The following is a 16770-nucleotide window of genomic DNA, read 5'->3' as shown; positions in this document are numbered from 1 at the left end:
CCACCGCGCGGGGTGGCGCCCCCGGTGGGGGAGCTGACGTTGACCACCGGCGCCCCGGCCAACGGGGGCAGCTGCGTGGCGCACCACGAGGGCCGGGTGGTGTTCGTCCGGTACGCGCTGCCCGGTGAGCGGGTGCGGGTGCGGGTGACCGCGGACCGCGGATCCTATTGGCACGCCGAGGTTGTCGAGGTCCTCGAGCCGGCGGACGGCCGCACGGCGTCGCTGTGCCCGATCGCCGGGGTCGGCGGCGCCGGCTGCTGCGACCTGGCGTTCGCCGCCCCCGAGGTGGCGCGCACGCTCAAGGCCGAGGTGGTGGCCAATCAGCTGGAGCGCCTCGGTGGGCATCGCTGGAGCGGCGAGGCCGAACCGCTGTCGTCGCGACCCACGGGCTGGCGCACCCGCGTCCGCCTCGACGTGGGCGCCGACCGTCGACCGGGCTTTCACCGTTACCACAGCGACGATTTGGTGACCGACCTGCGTTGCGCGCAGCTGCCGGACGGCATGCTCGACGGGATCGCCGAGACCGAGTGGCCGCCGGCCGCCCAGCTGCACGTGGCCGTCGACGACGACGGCGCGCGCCATGTGGTGCGCACCCTGCGGCAGGGCAGACGCACGGCGACCAAGGTGATGGAGGGCCGCTACGAGGCGGTGCAGCGGGTGGCGGGGCGCACCTGGCAGGTGCCGGTGACCGCGTTTTGGCAGGCGCACCGCGACGCCGCGGCGACCTACAGCGGCCTGGTCGCCGACTGGGCGGCCGCCGGCGCCGGCATGAGTGCGTGGGATCTCTACGGTGGCGCAGGCGTTTTCGCCGCCGCGCTCGGCGAGGCCGTGGGGGCCTCGGGGCGGGTGCTCAGCGTGGACACCTCGCGCGCGTCGACGCGGGCCGCCCGCACCGCGCTGGCCGATCTGAGCCAGGTGCAGATCGTCACCGACTCGGTGCGGCGCGCGCTGGCGGCGCAGCGGGAAAGCGCCTCAACAGCAGATGTGGCGGTGCTTGACCCGCCGCGGGCGGGGGCCGGGCGCGAGATCATCGATCTGCTCGCCGCGGCCGGTGTCCCGCGTGTCGTGCACATCGGTTGTGAGGCAGCGTCTTTCGCGCGCGATATCGGGATCTATCTCGGCCACGGCTACGCCGTCGAGAAGATCAAGGTGTTCGACGCGTTCCCGTTGACCCACCACGTCGAATGCGTCGCGCTGCTGACCCGCTAGCAACGCTGCTGCCAGCGATCCAGCACTGCCGGGATCTCATCGAGCAGGAAGGCGTAGAAGTCACGCATCCGCGTGAGCCGTTGCCCGGCAACACTATCCGGCCCGGTCGCCGCAATCCCGGCCTCGGCCGCGGTCTGCATCGCCGCAATCACGACGTTCTGGTTGGTGAAAAGGGTCGCCCACGCGTCGTCACGCAGCCGATAGTGATCCCGTCTGCTGCCGGGGGCGGGCGCCCGCTCGACCAGCCCTACGGAGGTGAGCATTTTCAGCGCGCCGGAGATCGCACCCGAGCTGGCCTGTAGCCGCTCGGCCAACTCGCTCATCGTCATGCTGGCCTGCTCGGTGAACAGCAAAGTGGCCAGCACGCGGGCGGTCATGCGTTGCAGGCCGTGATTGACGAGTACGAGGGCGAGTCGTTCGGCCGCATCGCGGTCCTGTGCGCGTTCGGTCACTCGCACCCCTTTCGCGCGTTCGTCCTTCAGTAATTTCTGAAACTTCAGTATAGTGTGCTTCGGCGCTCCGGGAAGTCTGGTCGGAACTAGGTATCCGTATGCACGCGGTGCCGGCAGCCGGCACCGCGCTGACCCGGGAGGGAGCGAGCGCGTCCATGCAAAACCTGGGGGCGACAACCACATCGACGGACGCTGTGGCCGACGTGATCCGCGTCCGTGGACTCACGTTCGCCTACCCGAAGGCGCGAGAACCCGCCGTGCGGGGCATGGACTTCACCGTCGGTCGTGGTGAGATCTTCGGTTTCCTGGGTCCCAGCGGGGCAGGGAAGTCGACGACGCAGAAACTTCTCATCGGCCTGCTTCGCGGCCACGGCGGCCAGGCCGCGATCTGGGGCAGGGACCCGCTGGCCTGGGGTGCTGATTACTACGAGCGCATCGGTGTCTCGTTCGAACTGCCCAACCACTACCAGAAGCTGACCGGGTTGGAGAACCTGCAATTCTTCGGATCGTTGTACGCGGGCGCGACGCTGGATCCGATGCACCTGCTGGACGCGGTGGGCCTGGCGGACGACGCCCACACCCGAGTCGGCATGTACTCCAAGGGAATGCAGATGCGGCTCACCTTCGCCAGATCGCTGATCAACGATCCCGAACTGCTCTTCCTCGACGAGCCCACCTCCGGCCTTGACCCGGTCAACGCCCGCAACGTCAAGGACATGATCCTGGACCTGAAGGCACGCGGCCGCACGGTGTTTCTCACCACCCATGACATGGCGACCGCCGACGAGCTGTGCGACCGCGTGGCCTTTGTCGTCGACGGGGCGGTCGTCGCTATGGACACGCCCGCCGAGCTGAAAATCGCCCGCAGCCAGCGGCTGGTACGGGTGGAATACCGGGACGACAACGGGCGTCTGCAGACCGCCGAGTTCGGAATGGACGGCCTGGCCGACGATCCGGCGTTTCATGCGATGCTGCGCGACCACCACGTCGAGACCATCCACAGCAGGGAGGCCAGCCTCGACGATGTCTTCGTCGAGACGACCGGAAGGCGGCTGAAATGACCAGGTTGGCGAGCGCGCTGCGACTCGAGCTGACGCTGCAAGTGCGGCAGAAGTTTCTGCACGCCGCCGTTTTCTCCGGTCTGATCTGGCTGGCCGTGCTGCTGCCCATGCCGGCGGGCCTGCGCCCGGTCGCGGAACCGTATGTGCTCGTGGGCGACATCGCGATCATCGGGTTCTTCTTCATCGGGGGCACCGTGTTCTTCGAGAAGCAGGAGCGCACGATCGGTGCGGTGATTTCCACGCCGCTACGGTTCTCCGAATACCTCGTCGCCAAACTGGCTGTGCTGCTCGGTATTTCGCTGTTCGTGGCGGTGACTGTCGCGACCATCGTGCATGGGCTCGGCTATCATCTCGCCCCGCTGGTGCTCGGCGTGGCGCTCGGGACCCTGCTGATGCTGCTGGTGGGCTTCGTTACCTCGCTGCCGTTCTCCTCGGTGACCGATTGGTTCCTGGCGGCGACCATCCCACTGACGGTCATGCTGGTGCCGCCGGTCGTGTACTACTCCGGACTGTGGCCGAATCCCGTGCTCTACCTCGTCCCCACGCAGGGACCGCTGTTGCTGCTGGGGGCCGCCTTCGATCAGGTGAGCCTGGCGCCGTGGCAGGTGGTGTACGCGGTGCTGTATCCGGCCGCGTGCCTGGCGGCGCTTGGCCGGGCGGCCAAGGCGATGTTCGGCCGCTACGTCATCGAAAGGTCGGGTGCGCTCTGATGGCGATGTCGGGACACGTCAGCGCGCGGGCGTTGGTGGCGTTCGGCCGCAACGACATTCGCGGCACCTATCGTGATCCACTGCTGTGGATGATCGTGGTCGCCCCCGTCCTGTGGACCACCGGCGTCGCACTCCTCACCCCGCCCATCACCGAGATGCTGGCCGATCGCTACGCGTTCGATCTGGTGCCCTACTACCCGCTGGTTCTCACCGCGTTCCTCCTGCTGACCAGCATCATCATCACCGGCGCGATCGCCGCGTTCTTGGTTCTGGACGAGGTCGACGCCGGCACGCTGACCGCGCTGCGGGTGACACCGGTGCCGCTGTCAGCCCTGTTCGCCTACCGCGCAACCACGGTCATGGTCGTGACCACCGCCTACGTGTGCGCGACCATGTCGCTCAGCGGTATCCTGCGGCCCGGCCTCGTCGGCGCGTTGATCCCGATCGGACTGCTGGCGGGGCTGTCGGCGGTCGTGACCCTGCTGCTGATAGTTGCCCTGGCGAACAACAAGATTCAGGGCCTGGCCATGGTCCGCGCGCTGGGCATGCTCATCGCCGGACTGCCCTGCCTGCCGTGGTTCATCGACTCCGGCTGGAACCTCGCCTTCGGCGTGCTGCCGCCCTATTGGGCCGCCAAGGCGTTCTGGGTCGCCAGCGACTCCGGCACGTGGTGGCCGTATCTTGTCGGCGGGGTGGTGTACAACCTGGCGATTGCCTGGCCGTTGTTCCGCCGCTTCCGCGCCAAATACTGAGCCCGTTTAGGCCATCACGAAATACCGCAGCCACAGGTACAACGCGGACAGCGCGACGGAGACGGCGGTGACGACCGCGCCCTTGCGGGTGAATTCCCAAAAGGAGATGGGATTGTCGGCGCGGCTGGCGATCCCGAGCAGGACGATGTTGGCGCTGGCGCCGATGGCGGTCAGGTTGCCGCCGAAGTCCGTGCCCAGCGCGAGCGACCACCACAAGACGCCGGGGTTGGCGTGATCGCCCAGGGCGGGGACGAGGTCGGCCACCACCGGCGCCATCGTCGCGGCATACGGAACGTTGTCGACGACCCCGCTGATGACGACCGAGGCGACCAGGATGATCATCGTCGCGGTCAAGGTGTTCCCGCCGGTCGCGGAGATCGCCACGCGGGCAAGCTGTTTGACCACACCCGTCTTCACCAGCGCGCCGACCATGATGAACAGGCCGGCGAAGAACAGCAACGTGTCCCACTCCACGCTGGACAGGTACTCGGCGGGCTTGAGCCGCGACGCCACGACCAGGATGCCGGCGCCCAACAGCGCCACCACCGAGGGCTCCATGTGCAGCGGCGAGTGGGCGATGAACGCGGTGAATACCGCCAGCAGGACCGCGCCGCACGTGACGAGCAGGCGGGGATCGCGAATCGCCTCCTTTTCTTCCAGCGACATCACATCGGCGACCCGCTCGGGGTCGACGCTGAACGCCCCGCGAAAAAGGCGTGGCAGCAACGCGATCAGGACGGCCATCACGATGATGACGATCGGCGCCAGGTGGATGAGGAAGTCGTTGAACGTCAGGCCGGCCTTGCTGGCGATGATGATGTTGGGCGGGTCGCCCACCAGGGTCGCCGCGCCGCCGATGTTCGATGCGAACACCTCGGCCATCAGGAACGGCGCCGCGTTGAGCGCCAGACGTTCGCACACCAGCAGCGTGACCGGGGCGACGAGCAACACGGTGGTGACGTTGTCGAGCAGGGCCGAGGCGATCGCGGTCACCAGGGCCAGCAGGATCATGACGCGCAACGGGGATCCGCGGGCGCGTTTGGCCGACCAGATCGCCACGTACTCGAACACGCCGGTCTGCCGCAGCACGCTGACGATGATCATCATGCCCAGCAGCAAAAAGATGACGTCCCAATCGATTCCGGTGCCGCGCGAGTAGAAGATGTCATCGGAATGAATGATCGGCAGGGTGACCACGATCGCGGCGCCGGCCAGGGCCACGAACGTCTTGTTGACGCGATCGCTGGCGATCAGGACGTAGGCGACCGCGAAGACCAGGATCGCGATGACGCTCATCGATGTGCCTGTGGCATCAGGGTTTCAGCGCGGCGGCGAGCACCCGCGACGCCGTGATCACCCCGACCAGCCCGCCGTCTTTGACCACCGCGACGAGCGGGCTGCGCAGCCGGGCCATGAGCGCGGCCACCTCGATGATCGTGTCGTCGGCGTTGGCCGGGGGCACGTCGACCAGGTGGTCGGGCAACACGTCGCGCACCTTCTTGCCGCTCAGTTTTTCCGCGCAACGGTCGGCGGTCGATTCGTTGAGCACGCCGGCCAGCGACGGGTCGTCCTGCACGTAGCGGGGCACGATGAAGCGGACGACCTGGGAGGCGGGCAGCACCGCGTAGGGACGCCCCGCGCCGTCGGTGACCAACAGCCCGGGCAGCCGGTGCTCGGCCAGCATGCGGGCGGCGTCCAGGGCGTCCGCGTCAATGCTGACGACGGGGAAGTCCTCGGCGATCTGCTCGGCGCGCACACTGCGACGATACGTCCGGGCGTGGGGGGCGGCGAGGTCGAGACTCATGGCGTACTCCGGGGTCGGACGGACACGTGCCGACCAGGCTTCCCGGCTCACCGCGCATTGACGCTACCAAACCCGCGCGTGTGGCTGCGTAGACTGACGGGATGCTGGAACAGATCCGCGGGCCCGCTGATCTGCAGCACCTTTCTGCGCATCAGCTCCGCGAATTGGCCGCCGAGATTCGCGAGTTCCTGATTCACAAGGTCGCTGCCACCGGGGGACATCTCGGGCCGAATCTCGGCGTGGTCGAACTGACGCTCGCGCTGCACCGCGTGTTCGACTCGCCGCACGATCCGATCATCTTCGACACCGGCCATCAGGCCTACGTCCACAAGATGCTGACGGGACGTTCCCACGAGTTCGAAACCCTCCGCAAAAAGGGTGGGCTGTCCGGGTATCCATCGCGCGCCGAGAGCGAACACGACTGGGTGGAGTCCAGCCACGCCAGCGCCGCGCTGTCCTACGCCGACGGACTGGCCAAGGCGTTCGAGCTGAGCGGGCACCGCAACCGGCACGTGGTCGCGGTGGTCGGCGACGGGGCGCTGACCGGCGGCATGTGCTGGGAGGCGCTGAACAACATCGCCGCGTCGGGCCGCCCGGTGATCATCGTCGTCAACGACAACGGGCGCAGCTACGCCCCGACGATCGGCGGCGTGGCCGACCATCTCGCCACGCTGCGGCTGCAACCGGTCTACGAGCAGGCCCTGGAACGGGGCCGCGACGCGCTGCGGGCGCTGCCGCTGGTCGGCCGGCTCGCCTACCGGGTGATGCACAGCGTCAAGGCCGGCATCAAGGACTCGTTGTCACCGCAGCTGCTGTTCACCGACCTGGGGCTGAAGTACGTGGGCCCCGTCGACGGCCACGACGAACGCGCGGTGGAGGCCGCGCTGCGCCACGCCCGCGGCTTCGGGCGCCCGGTGATCGTGCACGTGGTGACCCGCAAGGGGATGGGCTACGCGCCCGCCGAGGACGACGAAGCCGAGCAGATGCATTCCTGCGGGGTGATCGATCCCCTGACCGGCCAGGCGACCAGCGTCCCCGGCCCGGGCTGGACGGCGACCTTCTCCGATGCGCTCATCGGCTACGCCCGCAAGCGCCGCGACATCGTCGCCATCACCGCGGCCATGCCCGGCCCCACCGGGCTGACGCCGTTCGGGCAGCAGTTTCCCGATCGCCTGTTCGACGTCGGCATCGCCGAGCAACACGCCATGACGTCGGCGGCCGGCCTGGCCATGGGCGGGATGCACCCGGTGGTGGCCATCTATTCGACGTTCCTCAACCGCGCCTTCGACCAGATCATGATGGACGTGGCGCTGCACCGGCTGCCCGTCACCATGGTGCTGGACCGGGCCGGGATCACCGGATCCGACGGCGCCAGCCACAACGGCATGTGGGACCTGTCGATGCTGGGCATCGTGCCCGGCATGCGGGCGGCCGCCCCCCGCGACGCCACCCGGTTGCGCGAGGAACTCGGCGAGGCGCTCGACGTCGACGACGGGCCGACGGCGCTGCGCTTCCCCAAAGGTGATGTGGGCGAGGACATCCCGGCGATCGAGCGCCGGGGTTCGGGCATCTCGGGCGTCGACGTGCTCGCGGTCCCGGCCGGCGGATGCAACCACGACGTGCTGCTGGTGGGGGTCGGCGCGTTCGCCCGGATGGCGCTGGCGGTGGCCAAGCGCCTGCAGGATCAGGGGATCGGCGTCACGGTCATCGACCCGCGCTGGGTGCTGCCCGTCTCGGACAACCTGCTCGACCTGGCGGCGCGGCACAAACTGGTCGTCACCTGCGAGGACAACGGGGTCAACGGCGGCGTGGGTTCGGCGGTGTCGGCCGCCCTGCGCCGCGCCGAGATCGACGTTCCGTGCCGCGACGTTGGCCTGCCGCAGCGGTTCTACGAGCACGCCTCCCGGGGCGAGCTGCTGGCGGACCTGGCCCTGACGGATCAGGATGTGGCACGCCGCATCACCGGGTGGGTCGCCGCCCTGGGCAGCAGCGAGGCGGAAGCCGAGATTCGGGAGCACCTCGACTAATCGGCCTCCTCGGTGCCTTCCGCCTGCAGCGCCCGGGCCAGCACGGGATCCACCAGCTCCCGCTGCCAGGGCCGGGCCTGCCCGGCCCGCAGAAACGCCTCGACGGCCTCGAAGGGATCCGGCGCGGCCTCCCAGTCCCAGCACAGCCGTCGCACCAGGTCCGGCGAGACCAGGTTCTCGGTGGGGACGTGCACCCGCTCGGAGACCTCAGACAGCGCCGCCCGCGCGGCCTCGAGCCGCGCGGCGGCCTCCGGTTTGCGCCGGCTCCACCGCGCGGGGGGCGGCGGCCCGTTCGGCGGTTCGGCGTCCACGGGCGGATTCTTGTTCTGGCGCGCGGCCTCCAGCGCCGCCAGCCACGTCGCGGCGCTGCGGCGTTGATTGCGCCCCCCGAACACGGGCAGGGCGACCAGTTCCTCGACGGTCGTCGGGTTGGCCAGCGCGGCGTCGATGATGGCCGAGTCCGGAAGGATGCGCCGCGGCGCGATGTCGCGGCGCTGCGCGATCTGGTCGCGCGTCAACCACAATTCGCGCACCGCGGCCAGGCCGCGCTTGTCGCGCACCCGATGGATCCCCGACGTTCGTCGCCACCGGTCCCGTCGCACCGCGGCACCCGGATCTTTCCAGCCCGTGTCCCGCAGGTAGTCGAATTCCTGTGCGGCCCAATCGGTTTTGCCCTGCCTGGCGAGGACCTCCGCGATCGCCGCGCGCAGCTCGATGAGCAGTTCCACGTCCAGCGCGGCGTAGTTGAGCCATTCGGCGGGCAGGGGCCGCTTGGACCAGTCCGCCGCGCCGTGGCCCTTGGCCAGCCCGAAACCCAGCAGCCGCTCGACCATGGTGGCCAGGTTCACGCGTTCGAACCCGGCCAGGCGGCCCGCGAGCTCGGTGTCATACAGCGCGGGTGGCCGCATGCCCACCTCCGCCAAGCAGGGCAGGTCCTGATCGGCCGAGTGCAGGATCCATTCGTCGGTGCCCAGCACCTCGGCCACCGGCCGCAGCGCCTCCAGCGGGTCGCGGCCGTGGCTCACCGGGTCGATCAGCACGGTGCCGGAGCCCGCCCGGCGGATCTGGATCAGGTAGGCCCGGTTGGAGTAGCGGAAACCCGACGCCCGCTCGGCGTCCACCGCGAACGGCCCGCGCCCACGGTCCAGGCGCTGCGCCGCGGCCTCGATTTCGTACACGCTCACCGAGATGGGCGGGACGCCTTCGGCCGGGCGTGGAAGTGGGGTGGGGGCGGGTTCGGTGCTGCCGGGCGCGCTGCTGCCCGGCCCGTCGGGCGACGGTTCGCCCATGCTAGGCGCGTGACCGCGAGCTCAGGTCGGTGACTCCGGCGGGCGGCAGGCCCGCGGCGTGCTCCAGCACCTCGCAGAACGCCTCGACATGCGCGCCGACCGCGGGCGACGTGGCGGTCCAGGACGCCCGCAGCTCGAGCTGGTGGGCGCGCGGCGGCCCCGAGATGTCGCCGTAGCGCACCGAGGTGGTGGCGGTGACGGTGCCGCCCAGCGCGACGACGTGTTCCATGCGTGACTCCAGTGCCTCGACCAGCCAGCTCCACGCTACTTCGGGCAGCAGCGGATCGACGGCCTCGCTGGGGTCGAGGTCGGCCTGGATGTAGGCGACCATGCGGATGGTGCCGTCCCACGCGTCGGCCCCTTCGGGGTCATACAGCAGGATCAGCCGGCCGAAGGCGTCGCCGTCGGACCGTTCGGGGATGATCTCGCGGTCGGGATGTTTGACCTCGGCGCCCAGCGCGTAGCTGTGGGGAGCGAGGCGTTGCGGCGGCCGGATCGGACCCAGCTCGATCTCCGGCCGCACGGCCACGGCGTTCATCGCCGCCACCGCCTCGCGGAAGGGGGCCGGTTCGGATGAGGTCACTTGGCACCGCTCCTCTTCATCCCGACCGCTCTGTATCGTCACGGCAGGGGTCACAGGGATCGACGGTAGACCCATCGGCTGACACGCTGCGACAGGCGCGCCGGGTTTCAAACCCGCCGCGACCAACCCGTTACCAGCCCTCCACCAAACGTATATGTCCTGCTCAGGTGGCAGATCCGCCGGTAAACCGGGCGGGGCGCTTCTCGCGGTGGGCGGCCAGGCCTTCCTGCACGTCGGGGCCGCTGAAGCTGAGGAATTCCAGGCCCACCGAGGTCTCGAAGGTGGGGCCCATCATGCGGTACCAGTGGTTGAGGCTGCGCTTGGTCCACTGGATGGCGTTCTGCGCGCCCTGCGCCAGGTTCTCGGCGATCCGGGTGGCGGTGGACAGGACGTCGTCGTCGTCGACGCAGGTGGAGACCAGGCCGATCCGCTCGGCCTCCTCGCCGAGCAGGGTTTCGCAGGTCAGCAGGTAGTACTTGGCCTTGGCCATGCCGACCAGCAGTGGCCAGCAGATCGCGGCGTGGTCGCCGGCGGCCACGCCGAGCTTGGTGTGCCCGTCGATCAGCTTCGCGGTCCGGCCCGCCACCGAGATGTCGGCCAGCAGCGCCACCACCAGGCCCGCACCCACCGCCGGCCCCCGGATCGCCGACACGACCGGGGTGTCGCAGTTGATCATGTTGTGCACCAGGTCGCGGGCTTCGCGCATGATGCGGATCCGGCCCTCATACTCGCCGATGGTCTCGGCGATCAGGTCGAAGCTGCCGCCGGAGGAAAAGGCCTTGCCCTCGCCGCGGACCAGGACGACGCGCACGGCCGGGTCGCGGTCGATCACCGGCCAGATGTCGGCGAGGTCGCGATGCATCTGCGGCCCCACCGAATTCAGCCCCGGGGAGTCGAGAACCAGCGTCAGCACGCCGTTCTCACCGAGCTCGCACCGCAGGCTGGGGAACTCGTCGTAATTGGCTGGGGGCTGGCTGACCGGCATCCGGGCTCCTGACGTTCAAACGGTTGCGGTCGCGATAGTACGCAGCGGGGTTCGGCGTTCTGCGGTCATGGCAGCATTGAGGCCGATGAACAGGCCCACGCACACCAGTGCGGACACTCGCCGCGACCTTCCCGAGTCGCCGTATCTGGCCGCGGCGGGCGGCCGAAAACCCCGCCGGATCCCGGTGTGGTTCATGCGGCAGGCCGGCCGGTCGCTGCCCGAATACCGGGCGCTGCGGGCCCAGCACGACATGCTGTCGGCGTGTTTCGACGCCGAGCTGGTCGGCGAGATCACCCTGCAGCCGGTGCGCCGGCACGACGTCGACGCGGCGATCCTGTTCTCCGACATCGTGGTGCCGCTGCTCGGCGCCGGCATCGACCTGGACATCGTCGCCGGGGTCGGTCCGGTGATCGAGTCGCCGGTGCGCACCGCGGCCGACGTCGCCGCGATCAAACCGCTTGAGCGGCAACGGGTTCAACCGATTTCCGACGCCGTGTCGCTGCTGGTGTCCGCGCTCGGCGATGTTCCGCTGATCGGTTTCGCCGGCGCGCCGTTCACCCTGGCGTCCTACCTGATCGAGGGCGGGCCCAGCCGCCACCACGCGCGCACGAAGGCGATGATGCTGGCCGATCCCGACAGCTGGCATGCGTTGATGAAGAAGCTGACCGACATCACCGTCGGCTTCTTGCGGGTGCAACTGGATGCCGGGGTGGACGCAATCCAGGTGTTCGACTCGTGGGCGGGGACGCTGTCGCTGGCCAACTACCGCGCCTACGTGCAGCCGCACAGCGCCCGGATCTTCGCCGCCCTGGCCGAGTACGGCGTGCCGATGACGCACTTCGGCGTCGGCACGGCCGAACTGCTGGGCGCGATGTCGGAGGTCGGCGCGACGGTGGTGGGCGTGGATTGGCGAACCTCGCTCGCCGACGCGGCGGCCCGGGTGGAACCCGGCACGGCGCTGCAGGGCAACCTCGATCCGGTGGTCCTGCTGGCGGGCTGGCCGGTGGTCGAACGCGCGGCGCGCGCCGTCGTCGACGACGGTCGGCGCGCGGTCGACGCCGGCGCCGCCGGTCACGTCTTCAACCTCGGCCACGGCGTGCTGCCCGAGACCGACCCCGCAGTGCTGACCGACCTGGTGTCGCTGGTCCACTCGCTATGACGTCCCGCTCGTATTGCGTTGTCGGGGGCGGGATTTCGGGGCTGACGGCGGCCTACCGGCTGCGCATGTCCCTCGGCGACGACGCGGCCATCACGCTGTTCGACCCGGGGGAGCGGCTCGGCGGGATCCTGCGCACCGAGCTGGTCGGCGGGGCGCCGATGGATCTGGGCGCCGAGGCGTTCGTGCTGCGCCGACCCGAGCTGCCGGCGCTGCTGGACGAGCTGAATCTGACCGGGCGCCAAGTGGTTTCGACCGGCGCCCGCCCGCTGATCTACAGCGGGCAACGGCTGCGCCCGCTGCCCACCGGCACGGTCGTGGGCATCCCGTCGTCGGCGGCGTCGGTGGCGGGATTGGTCGACAAGGCGACCGTCGCCCGCATCGACGCCGAACCCTCCCGCCCGTTGGAGTGGGTCGCCGGCAGCGACCCCGCAGTGGCCGACCTGGTGGGCGACCGGTTCGGCGACCAGGTGGTCTCGCGGTCGGTGGACCCGCTGCTGAGCGGGGTCTACGCGGGCTCGGCGGCCACCATCGGCCTGCGTGCGGCCGCGCCGACCGTGGCCGCGGCGCTGGACCGTGGCGCCGCCAGCCTGACCGACGCCGTCGGGCGGGTCCTGCCGCCGGCCACCGGCGCGCCGGTGTTCGGCGCGCTCGACGGCGGGTACCGGGTGCTGGTCGAGGAGCTCGCCGCGCGCGCCCGGGCGCGCTGGGTGCGCGCCGCCGCGTCGCGGCTCGAGCGCGCCGACGCGGGCTGGGCGGTGTTCGACGACACCGGCGCCCGCTGGCTCGCCGACGCGGTGATCCTGGCCGTCCCCGTGCATGAATCGTGCCGCCTGCTCGGCGGCATCGCGCCCCGCAGCGTCGCCGCGGCCGGGCGCATCACCAGCGCATCGTCGGTGGTGCTGGCGCTGGCCGTGCCGGCTGACACCGCGTTCCCCGACTGTTCGGGCGTGCTGGTGGCCACCGGGGAGCGGTTGCGGGCCAAGGCCATCACGCTGTCGTCCCGCAAGTGGGGCGCGCGGGCCGACGTGCAGCTGTTGCGGTTGTCGTTCGGGCGGTTCGGCGACCACGTGGCGGCCAGCACCTCCGACGACGAGCTGCTGGCCTGGGCGCTGGGGGATGTGGCCACGGTGTTCGGGCTCGACATCGACCCCGTCGACGTCCGGGTGCAGCGCTGGATCGACGCCATGCCGCAGTACGGCCCCGGCCATGCCGACCTGGTCGCCGAGGTGCGCGCCGGCCTGCCGCCGACGCTCGCGGTGGCGGGGAGCTACCTCGACGGCATCGGCGTGCCCGCCTGCGTCGGCGCGGCCGGGCGCGCGGCCGAGGATGTGATCAGGGCCATCGGAGGCCCGGACCCGCAAGTGGCACGATAGGTTTCATGGCCAAGCTCGACTACGACTCGCTCAACTCCCAGATTCGCTACCTGATGTTCTCGGTTTTCTCGGTGGAGCCGGGTGAGCTGGGCGAGGAGCGCGACGACGTGATCGACGAGGCGTCGACGTTCCTCAAGCAACAGGAGGAGCGCGGCGTCGTGGTGCGCGGCCTCTACGACGTGGCGGGCATGCGGGCCGACGCGGACTTCATGATCTGGACGCACGCCGAACGCGTCGAGGCGCTGCAGGCCACCTACGCCGATTTCCGCCGCACCACCGCGCTGGGACGGGCCAGCTCGCCCGTGTGGAGCAGCGTCGCCCTGCATCGGCCTGCCGAGTTCAACAAGAGCCACATCCCGGCGTTCCTGGCCGGCGAGGAGCCCGGCAACTACATCTGCGTGTATCCCTTTGTGCGGTCCTATGAGTGGTATCTGCTGCCCGACGAGGAACGCCGCCGCATGCTCGCCGAGCACGGCATGGCCGCCCGCGAATACAAGGACGTCCGCGCCAACACGGTCCCGGCGTTCGCGCTCGGCGACTACGAGTGGATCCTGGCGTTCGAGGCTCCCGAGCTGCACCGCATCGTCGACCTGATGCGGGAGCTGCGCGCCACCGACGCCCGCCGGCACACCCGCGAGGAGACGCCGTTCTTCACCGGCCCCCGGGTGGCCGTCGAGCAGTTGGTGAAAGCGCTGCCATGACAGCGCCCTTCGATCCGACCGACCCCACCCGTTTCGAGCAGATGTACCGCGACGACCGGACGTCGCACGGCCTGCCCACCGCCACGCCGTGGGACATCGGCGGCCCGCAACCGGTGGTCCAGCAGCTCGTGGCGTTGGGCGCGATCAAAGGCGAGGTGCTCGACCCGGGCACCGGCCCCGGCCACCACGCCATCTACTACGCCTCGAAGGGCTATTCGGCGACCGGCATCGACGGTTCGGCCGGCGCCATCGAGCGCGCCCGGGCGAACGCCGAAAAGGCCGGGGTGTCAGTCAATTTCGAGGTGGCCGACGCCACGAAGCTGGACGGGTTCGACGGCCACTTCGACACCGTGGTGGACTGCGCCTTCTATCACACGTTCAGCACCGAGCCCGAGCTGCGACGGTCCTACGCCGAGGCGCTGCGGCGCGCCACCAGGCCGGGCGCGCGGCTGTACATGTTCGAATTCGGCGAACACAACATCAACGGCTTCAAGATGCTGCGGTCGTTGTCCGAGAGCGACTTTCGCGACGTGCTTCCCGGCGCCGGGTGGGACATCACGTATCTGGGCACGACCACCTACCAGGTCAACATCAGCGCCGAGTCCATCGAGTTGATGGCCGCGCGCAATCCCGACATGGCCGACGAGGCGGCGAAGTTGCTGGAACGGTTCCGCGCCATGGAGCCCTGGCTCGACGGCAGTCGGGTGTACGCGCCGTTCTGGGAAGTGCACGCCACGCGGGTCGACTGAGGGCCTGGGCGTCACACCCGTCGCGTCTGTCACTGGGGGAGGGAAGGGGGCTTTTGCCCACCTCCCAGCGACAACGTGTTTCCCCTGGTCACACCCGTTAACGACGTTGTCGCTGGGAGGTGGGCACAAAGAATGCCCCCCGATTCTTGTGACTGCTGGGACTCAAGCCCCCGACGGCACCAGTCGCAGGCAGACCGAGTTGATGCAGTACCGCTGGTCGGTCGGCGTCGGGTAGCCCTCACCGGCGAACACGTGGCCCAGGTGGCTGTGGCAGTTCGCGCACAGCACCTCGGTGCGCGTCGTCCCCATCGAATGGTCGGGCCGCAGGATCACCGCATCGGATTTCGCCGGGTCGAAGAACGACGGCCAGCCGCAGTGCGACTCGAATTTCTCTGTGCTGCGGAACAATTCGGCACCGCAGGCGCGGCACTGGTACACGCCTTCGGTCTTGGTGTCGGTGTATTCACCCGTGAAGGGTCGCTCGGTGCCGGCTTGGCGCAGCACGTGAAACTCTTCCGGGGTGAGTTTCTGGCGCCACTCGTCGTCGGTCAGCTGCAGCTTCGGACGCGATACGTCGGGGGAGGTCATGCATCCACGGTAGCGCGCTGCCGCTCGGTCATCAGCCACGCCGGATCGATCCCGTCATCCTGCCGGTTGTCAGCCTTGGCATCGAGGTACCGGAAGTACAGCACGGTGAACACCACGATCAGCAGCAGCGACCAGCCGTAGGTGATCTTGAGGTACTCCAGCGCCCGGCCCCAGCGCATCCAGTTGAACAGCAGCCAGCGGTCCAGGGTCATGAAGCCGTAGATCCCCAGCCACGCGGGCCAGTTGCGGATCAACGAGTTGGGCAGCACGACCGTCATCAAAAACGGGAACAGCATCATCGAGTAGTAGCCCTGGGCCAGCGACGACACCAGGAACGACCACAGCAGTAGCACACCCGCGGAGTTGGTCAACCAGAACCGCGGGTCCCGGGTGCGGTAGTGGCGGTACAGCAGCCACAGGGCCCCAATGGCCAACAGCGTGAACAGGATTCGCAGGAACACGATCAGCCAGGTGGGCAGGCCGAAGTACACGCCGTTGCCCTCGATCGAGCTGTTGAAATAGTCGCGGGTGCCCAAAAAGTAGGGCACCGTGCGGGTCACGAAGTCCATCGGATCACTGACCAACGGCCACGCGGCCGCGTTGACGACGACGGGAATCACGAAGGCGGGCACCAGCGTCCGCCACTGGCGGTTCAGCACGGGCAGCAACAGCAACGGCAACAGCACCGGTTTGAGCGTCAGCGTCAGGCCGATCGCCACGCCGGCCCACCACTGCCGGCCGATCCGGCCGTCGAGCAGCCACCGCAAGAACAGCATCTCGGCGAGCAGCACGCAGCCGTTGATGTTGGTGAACACCAGCGTGTTGGTCACCGTCTCGGTGCAGAACATGGCCAGCAGCAGCGCGGGTGCGGCGACCGAGGACAGCGTGTAGTTGAACATCCGCAGCAGCAGATACCAGGCGGCCAGGATGGCCACGGTGTTGATCAGGATGAACAGGTAGCGCGACGGATACTCGGGCAGGTACCCGAACGGTGCCATCAGCAGCGTGCCGCCGGGCGGATACAGGTAGTGCGGATCGACGTAGTCGAAGTGCTCGTTGTAGATGTCCCAGCCGCGCCGGAAGTTCACCACCGCCCGGTAGACGGGTTTGAAGTCGTCGGTGATGTTGCCGTTGGTGGTGATGACGATGCTGCGGTGCAGCACCGAGAGGATGGCGATCGGCCACAGCGCGGACCGCAAGATGTTCGCCACGCTCGGCGCGCCGGCGCGGGGACGAAAGGCGGTCAGGAGCCGCTCGCGCGAGCCGGTTCGGATCGATTCAGCTGCCGTCACCAGCGCACCGTACACCGGCGCGCCGGCGCCGCTGAA

16 protein-coding genes and 1 pseudogene are annotated in these 16770 nt (G+C 69.3%); 9 read left to right on the top strand and 8 right to left on the bottom strand.

The window, feature by feature from the left end:
• Positions 1 to 12 precede the first annotated feature (12 nt).
• Positions 13 to 1209, top strand: a complete 1197-nt coding sequence (locus K883_RS00360; RefSeq protein ID WP_036453320.1) for a class I SAM-dependent RNA methyltransferase — start codon at positions 13 to 15, stop codon at positions 1207 to 1209.
• Here the strand turns inward: K883_RS00360 and K883_RS00355 are convergent.
• Complete coding sequence (locus K883_RS00355) at positions 1206 to 1661, bottom strand: GbsR/MarR family transcriptional regulator (RefSeq protein WP_020823111.1); 456 nt, start codon at positions 1659 to 1661, stop codon at positions 1206 to 1208. The genes K883_RS00360 and K883_RS00355 overlap by 4 nt on opposite strands.
• Positions 1662 to 1816: 155 nt before the next feature.
• Here K883_RS00355 and K883_RS00350 point away from each other — a divergent pair, with 155 nt between their 5' ends.
• The 3 genes from K883_RS00350 to K883_RS00340 are packed head-to-tail and all read left to right on the top strand — an operon-like array spanning position 1817 to position 4184.
• Positions 1817 to 2722 carry an ABC transporter ATP-binding protein gene (locus tag K883_RS00350; protein WP_036455222.1) on the top strand — a complete coding sequence of 302 codons (906 nt, stop codon included), beginning with the start codon at positions 1817 to 1819 and terminating at the stop codon, positions 2720 to 2722.
• Positions 2719 to 3432, top strand: coding sequence for a fluoroquinolone export ABC transporter permease subunit (locus K883_RS00345; RefSeq protein ID WP_020823109.1), 714 nt, complete (start codon positions 2719 to 2721; stop codon positions 3430 to 3432). Before K883_RS00350 ends, K883_RS00345 begins: the two co-directional genes overlap by 4 nt.
• The gene (locus K883_RS00340) at positions 3432 to 4184 is read left to right on the top strand and encodes a hypothetical protein (protein ID WP_020823108.1); all 753 of its coding nucleotides are present in this window, start codon (positions 3432 to 3434) and stop codon (positions 4182 to 4184) included. The genes K883_RS00345 and K883_RS00340 overlap by 1 nt, the downstream gene beginning before the upstream one ends.
• A gap of 6 nt (positions 4185 to 4190) precedes the next feature.
• Here K883_RS00340 and K883_RS00335 read toward each other — a convergent pair whose 3' ends face one another.
• Together K883_RS00335 and K883_RS00330 are read right to left on the bottom strand one after the other, a co-directional pair.
• Complete coding sequence (locus K883_RS00335) at positions 4191 to 5480, bottom strand: ArsB/NhaD family transporter (protein ID WP_020823107.1); 1290 nt, start codon at positions 5478 to 5480, stop codon at positions 4191 to 4193.
• A 16-nt stretch (positions 5481 to 5496) separates the two neighbouring features.
• On the bottom strand, positions 5497 to 5940 hold the full coding sequence (locus K883_RS00330) for a CBS domain-containing protein (RefSeq protein WP_020823106.1): 444 nt from the start codon (positions 5938 to 5940) through the stop codon (positions 5497 to 5499).
• 149 nt (positions 5941 to 6089) lie between these two features.
• Between K883_RS00330 and dxs the strand changes: the two genes are divergently transcribed.
• Positions 6090 to 8015 carry a 1-deoxy-D-xylulose-5-phosphate synthase gene (dxs, locus tag K883_RS00325; RefSeq protein WP_020823105.1) on the top strand — a complete coding sequence of 642 codons (1926 nt, stop codon included), beginning with the start codon at positions 6090 to 6092 and terminating at the stop codon, positions 8013 to 8015.
• On the opposite strand, the gene K883_RS00320 is transcribed toward dxs, so the two are convergent.
• The 3 genes and pseudogenes from K883_RS00320 to K883_RS00310 form a co-directional block, all read right to left on the bottom strand.
• A complete protein-coding gene (locus K883_RS00320) occupies positions 8012 to 9304 on the bottom strand; it encodes an HRDC domain-containing protein (RefSeq protein ID WP_020823104.1) in 1293 nt (430 codons plus the stop codon). The two genes, dxs and K883_RS00320, sit on opposite strands and share 4 nt — an antisense overlap.
• 1 nt (position 9305) lies before the next feature.
• A pseudogene (locus tag K883_RS00315) lies at positions 9306 to 9972 on the bottom strand (DUF3000 domain-containing protein).
• Between the two features lie 78 nt (positions 9973 to 10050).
• Positions 10051 to 10872 (bottom strand): enoyl-CoA hydratase/isomerase family protein, encoded by an 822-nt coding sequence (locus K883_RS00310; protein WP_008258514.1) that lies wholly within the window; start codon positions 10870 to 10872, stop codon positions 10051 to 10053.
• Between the two features lie 85 nt (positions 10873 to 10957).
• On the opposite strand from K883_RS00310, the gene hemE reads away from it, so the two are divergent.
• The 4 genes from hemE to K883_RS00290 are packed head-to-tail and all read left to right on the top strand — an operon-like array spanning position 10958 to position 14854.
• Positions 10958 to 12031 carry a uroporphyrinogen decarboxylase gene (gene hemE / locus K883_RS00305; protein WP_020823103.1) on the top strand — a complete coding sequence of 358 codons (1074 nt, stop codon included), beginning with the start codon at positions 10958 to 10960 and terminating at the stop codon, positions 12029 to 12031.
• Entirely contained in the window at positions 12028 to 13404 is a 1377-nt protein-coding gene (locus K883_RS00300; RefSeq protein WP_020823102.1) for a protoporphyrinogen oxidase, read from the top strand. The genes hemE and K883_RS00300 overlap by 4 nt, the downstream gene beginning before the upstream one ends.
• Positions 13405 to 13409: 5 nt before the next feature.
• The gene (gene hemQ / locus K883_RS00295; protein ID WP_008258510.1) at positions 13410 to 14105 is read left to right on the top strand and encodes a hydrogen peroxide-dependent heme synthase; all 696 of its coding nucleotides are present in this window, start codon (positions 13410 to 13412) and stop codon (positions 14103 to 14105) included.
• Complete coding sequence (locus K883_RS00290) at positions 14102 to 14854, top strand: class I SAM-dependent methyltransferase (RefSeq protein WP_020823101.1); 753 nt, start codon at positions 14102 to 14104, stop codon at positions 14852 to 14854. The genes hemQ and K883_RS00290 overlap by 4 nt, the downstream gene beginning before the upstream one ends.
• 162 nt (positions 14855 to 15016) lie before the next feature.
• On the opposite strand, the gene msrB is transcribed toward K883_RS00290, so the two are convergent.
• Both msrB and aftC read right to left on the bottom strand, forming a co-directional pair.
• A complete protein-coding gene (gene msrB, locus K883_RS00285) occupies positions 15017 to 15442 on the bottom strand; it encodes a peptide-methionine (R)-S-oxide reductase MsrB (RefSeq protein WP_008258507.1) in 426 nt (141 codons plus the stop codon).
• Positions 15439 to 16749 carry an arabinofuranan 3-O-arabinosyltransferase gene (gene aftC, locus K883_RS00280; RefSeq protein WP_020823100.1) on the bottom strand — a complete coding sequence of 437 codons (1311 nt, stop codon included), beginning with the start codon at positions 16747 to 16749 and terminating at the stop codon, positions 15439 to 15441. The genes msrB and aftC overlap by 4 nt, the downstream gene beginning before the upstream one ends.
• Positions 16750 to 16770: the final 21 nt, after the last annotated feature.

This window comes from Mycobacterium sp. TKK-01-0059 (assembly GCF_000709305.1).
GTDB classification, from domain to species: Bacteria; Actinomycetota; Actinomycetes; order Mycobacteriales; family Mycobacteriaceae; genus Mycobacterium; species Mycobacterium intracellulare.
Note: the sequence above shows the minus strand (reverse complement) of the source record. Positions and strands in the feature narration are given on the sequence as shown.